The sequence below is a fragment of the Actinomycetes bacterium genome, assembly GCA_036000965.1.
GTDB lineage: Bacteria > Actinomycetota > CALGFH01 > CALGFH01 > CALGFH01 > DASYUT01.
On the sequence record DASYUT010000344.1, the window covers coordinates 1 to 4,155 of the forward strand.

5 protein-coding genes and 1 pseudogene are annotated in these 4,155 nt (G+C 70.0%); 4 read left to right on the top strand and 2 right to left on the bottom strand.

The annotated features are described in order from the left end of the window. Positions 1 to 318 precede the first annotated feature (318 nt). Positions 319 to 684 carry a VOC family protein gene (locus tag VG276_30580; GenBank protein ID HEV8653629.1) on the top strand — a complete coding sequence of 122 codons (366 nt, stop codon included), beginning with the start codon at positions 319 to 321 and terminating at the stop codon, positions 682 to 684. 41 nt (positions 685 to 725) lie between these two features. Here VG276_30580 and VG276_30585 read toward each other — a convergent pair whose 3' ends face one another. Further along, positions 726 to 956 (bottom strand): hypothetical protein, encoded by a 231-nt coding sequence (locus tag VG276_30585; GenBank protein HEV8653630.1) that lies wholly within the window; start codon positions 954 to 956, stop codon positions 726 to 728. Here VG276_30585 and VG276_30590 point away from each other — a divergent pair. Next, positions 941 to 2,086, top strand: coding sequence for an MFS transporter (locus tag VG276_30590; protein HEV8653631.1), 1,146 nt, complete (start codon positions 941 to 943; stop codon positions 2,084 to 2,086). The two genes, VG276_30585 and VG276_30590, sit on opposite strands and share 16 nt — an antisense overlap. After that, positions 2,083 to 2,553 (top strand): VOC family protein, encoded by a 471-nt coding sequence (locus VG276_30595; protein ID HEV8653632.1) that lies wholly within the window; start codon positions 2,083 to 2,085, stop codon positions 2,551 to 2,553. Before VG276_30590 ends, VG276_30595 begins: the two co-directional genes overlap by 4 nt. Before the next feature lie 96 nt (positions 2,554 to 2,649). Here the strand turns inward: VG276_30595 and VG276_30600 are convergent, their stop codons facing one another. Continuing rightward, positions 2,650 to 2,847: a hypothetical protein gene (locus tag VG276_30600; protein HEV8653633.1), complete on the bottom strand. Its 198-nt coding sequence runs from the start codon at positions 2,845 to 2,847 to the stop codon at positions 2,650 to 2,652. A 620-nt stretch (positions 2,848 to 3,467) separates the two neighbouring features. Between VG276_30600 and VG276_30605 the strand changes: the two are divergent. Beyond that, positions 3,468 to 4,022: pseudogene (locus VG276_30605) on the top strand (type I restriction-modification system subunit M N-terminal domain-containing protein). Positions 4,023 to 4,155: the final 133 nt, after the last annotated feature.

A 4,155-nucleotide genomic window follows, 5' to 3' on the forward strand; every position in this document is an offset into this window, starting at 1 on the left:
GCATCGGTCGCCGGCGGCCCGTCCGAGGTCGCGCCCGAACCCGTCTGCCCGACCCGCATGCTCCGCTCCGTCCCCGGATGATCGTGGTGCCTCCGAGCCTACCGTGCACCGGCGGCCCTCCGCAGCGGAGCGGAGCCGGTCGCGGAGCCGGTCATGGAAAAGAGCCGGTCATGGAGCGGAGCCGGTTCATGAGGATTGAGCGATCCTGCTCGGCGGCTGCTGACCGCAGTGGATCTCCGGCGACCTCTTCGGGTGTTGGGTTGACGTCCTAATGCTGCTCAAGCCAGAGGGTCAGCTCAGCGACAAGGGGGGCGGTTCGTGATCGACCACGTCGGCTTGGGGGTCAGGGACCTGCACGTCAGTACGGCGTTCTACCAGCAGGCGCTTGGCCCACTCGGCTACCAGCTCCTGATGCAGCGCGACGGCTCCGCGGGCTTTGGCGTGAACGGCAAGCCGGACTTCTGGATTCACGCCAACCGCCCGCTGAGCGGGCCGGTGCATGTCGCCTTCGCCAGCTCGGACCGGGCCACCGTGCAAGCGTTCCACGCCGCGGCCCTGGCCGCTGGAGGCCGCGACAACGGGGCTCCCGGCCTGCGCCCCCAGTACCACAAGGAGTACTACGGCGCCTTCGTCTTCGATCCGGACGGCAACAACATCGAGGCCGTCTGCCACCGGCCGGCGTAGCGCTGCTGGTCTCCACGGGCAGACACACGTCAACCCAAAACTCAAGACCCTTTAGGTAGGGGCTTGCGGGCGGGCTTGGCGCCGAGCCCGAAGGTGGCCGCGCCGGGCTCGGGGATCCAGGCGCCCGGCGGGAGCTCGCACCAGCGTTCCCGCTGGGCGAGCTCGTCAGCGCTGGCATGCAGGGCGTCCAGACCGGGGTGCCGGAGCTCGCGGCGGAAGGCCATCGTCCACGGGTACGGCGGCACTGGCTCGGTGAGTGGCCGGACGACCACGCCGGCTGGGACGGGCCGCTCCAGCAGGGTCAGGATCGGCCGGCCATGGGCGCGCAGATGCAGCGGCCCTGCGGGACTGGTCGCTGCTGCTGGCCGGCTGTGGCCTGCTCGGCGCTGGCAACGCCGCAGTCATGCTGGCACGCTACGCCGCCGCGGACCTCAGCAGCCGCCGCGGACGTGGCCGGTCGATCAGCATGGTCGTGGCCGCCGCCAGCGTCGGCGCGGTCGCCGGTCCCAACCTGCTGGGACCGGCCGGCACCCTCGCGCGGACCATGGGACTGCCTGAGCCAACCGGGCTGTTCATCCTGGCCGTGCCGGCGTTCCTGGGCGCGGCGCTGGTGCTGCTGGCGTTCCTGCGGCCCGACCCGCTGCAGGTGGCCACGGCCACGGCCCTGGCCACTGAGCAGTCCGCACCCGCGGGTGGCAAGGGCAATCTGGCGACCTTGTTCGGTGACCGTCACATCCGCCTCGGACTGCTCGTGCTCGCCACCGCCAACCTCACCATGGTCGGGATGATGGCGGTGGCGCCCGTCCACCTGCACGCCCACGGGGTCGGATTGGGCATGGTCGGGCTACTCGTCAGTGTCCACATCGCCGCCATGTACCTGCCCTCGCCGGTGACCGGCTGGCTCAGCGACACGCTCGGCGCCGGCGTGATGGCCGGGGTGGGCATGCTGCTACTGCTCGGCGCCGGCGTGATGGCCGGGGTGGGCATGCTGCTACTGCTCGGCGCGGGCGTCCTCGCCGCCGTGCGGAGCACTGGTCAGGTCGGGACCATGGGGGCGCTGCTGCTGCTGCTGCTGGGGGTCGGCTGGAACGCGGGGCTGATCGGCGGCAGCGCGCTGCTGCGCGACGCGCCCGTCGAGGCGTCGCTGCGGACCCGCGCCGAGGGGCTCGGCGAGCTGGGCATGGGCGCCACCGCCGCGGTGGCCGGCGGCGGCGCCGGGCTGCTGCTGGCCACGGGCGGCTTCGCGCTGCTCGGCCTGGTCGCGGCCGCGCCCTGCCTGCTGGTCCTCGCCGTGGTCGCCACCGTCGGCAGGAGTCGCATGGGTATCCTCGGCGGCATACGGTGGTCTGGCTCCGCTCCCACAGGCATGTCGCCGGCGTTCAGACAGAGAGGATCAAGATGACCGAGCCCAAGGCCAAGGCGATTCCCGGCGGGATGCACACCATCACCCCGCACATCGTCGTCCGGGACGCGGCCCGCGCGGTCGAGTGGTACAAGACGGCGTTGGGCGCCGAGGAGCGCAGCCGCGTGCCCTTGCCCGGCGGCAAGCTCATGTCCGTCGAGCTGTGGTTCGGCGACTCGGCGGTGATGGTGGCCGACGAGTTCCCCGAGATGGGCATCGTCTCGCCGCAGACCCTCGGCGGCACGCCCACCGTGCTGAACCTCCTCACCGAGGACGTGGACGCCCTCTGGAAGCGCGCAGTGGAGGCGGGCGCCGAAGTGCTGCACCCGCTGCAGGACGCGTTCTGGGGCGACCGTCACGGACAGCTCACCGATCCGTTCGGCCACCGCTGGGGGCTCGCCCAGCACCTGCGCGACGTCCCGCCGGAGGAGATTGCGCGTGCCGCAGCCGAGGCGTTCGGCAGCTGATTGGGCAGTGGAGACCTGCGGCAGGAGGTGTCGTGGGTGCCGTGGTAGTCGGGCGTCCCAGCGGTGGTGGATCCAGGCGCTGCGGACCTGGAGCCGTCACGCCACACGGATGGAGGCACACAGCACCCAGGTAGCCTCCGGATCGAGGAAGCGACAGCGGGCCAGGCCGACCGCGGCCAGCTCCTCGTTGATCGTGGCGTCGTCGAGGATCTGGGTGGTCCAGCGATGGCGAAGCTCGCGTCCGCCGATGCCGTACACCGAAGTCCCGCGCAGCAGGTCACCGTCTCGGGTCACCCCTTCGAGCGCGAACTTATGCCGTCGCCCTCGCCGGCAGGACTGTCGCCAACGTGGGCGGCCCAGGCCGGATCGTGGCGCTCCACCAACACCACGCCACCAGGAGCGACATGGCGTGCGCAGGCGGCAAGCCGTGCCCGTCGTCGTGGGTGGTCGGCCACGTTGACAAGGAGGCTGGCGAGCACGACCGCGTCGAAGCGCCGCCGAGGTCGAGGCCTCGATGTCGGCCAAGACCGGCTCGGCGTGGCCGATGTGGGTCAGCATCGCCGCTGCGTTGTCCACACCGACGGTGGGGTGGCCGAGTGCGACCAGCGCATCAGCCGATCCGTCCGGGCCCGCAGCCCAGTTCCAGCACCGACGCCCCCGGGCGGAGGACGCTGCTGATCAGCTCGGACTCGCCGGCTGGGCGCAGCCGCAGGTACAGCGCAACGGGGCTGCCATCGGGTGCCGTTTCCACCGCGTCATGCACCGCGTCATGATAGGACCTGGCTTCGTCGTGCTGAGCGGTGTGCTGGGCCCTCGTCATACGTGCGTGGCGTACCGAACCGGACAGTGGCGGAGAATGTCGGCCCTTACACCTAACCTGATCAGCGCGTACTGAGGTATGTCTAGGAGTCTATGTGGCGAAACTGACGTTGCCGCAGCTTGAGCGGCATCTATTCGGGGCGGCGGACATCCTGCGCGGCAAGATGGATGCCTCGGAGTTCAAGGAGTACATCTTCGGGATGCTGTTCCTGAAGCGCTGCTCCGACCAGTTCGACGCGATCCGAGCCAGGGTGAACGCTGACCAGCTCAAGCGGGGCAGGTTACCGGAGCACGCCGCCAAGATCGCCGACATGCCCAACTTCTACCGGAACGACTTCTACGTCCCCGAGCGGGCTCGGTGGCAGACAATCAAGAACGCTTCCCGGACCAAGGGCGTCGGGGACATGCTCAACAAGGCGCTGGCCGCGCTGGAGGAGGCGAACACCCCAGCGTTGACCGGTGTGCTGGAGCACATCAACTTCACCCACAAGGTCGGCCAGACGACCTTGTCGGACCAGAAGCTGCAGCAGCTCATCGTCCACTTCGACCGATATCCGCTGCGCAACGAGGACTTCGAGTTCCCGGATCTGCTGGGTGCGGCGTACGAGTACCTGATCGGCGAGTTCGCCGACTCGGCCGGCAAGAACGGTTCCTCTGTATGTCAAGCAGAGGAGAAGCTGTTGTGAGCATCTGCTCCACCAAGTCAAGGCCGGCCCTGCGGGCGGCAGCACCACGACGGGAGCCCGGCCCTGCCTCTGCCACCCGCGCCGCAGGCGCTGGCCG

What these genes read in the sequence shown, in the direction of transcription:
- VG276_30595 (HEV8653632.1), top strand. Translation starts at nt 2,083, where the DNA reads ATGACCGAGCCCAAGGCCAAGGCGATTCCCGGCGGGATGCACACCATC.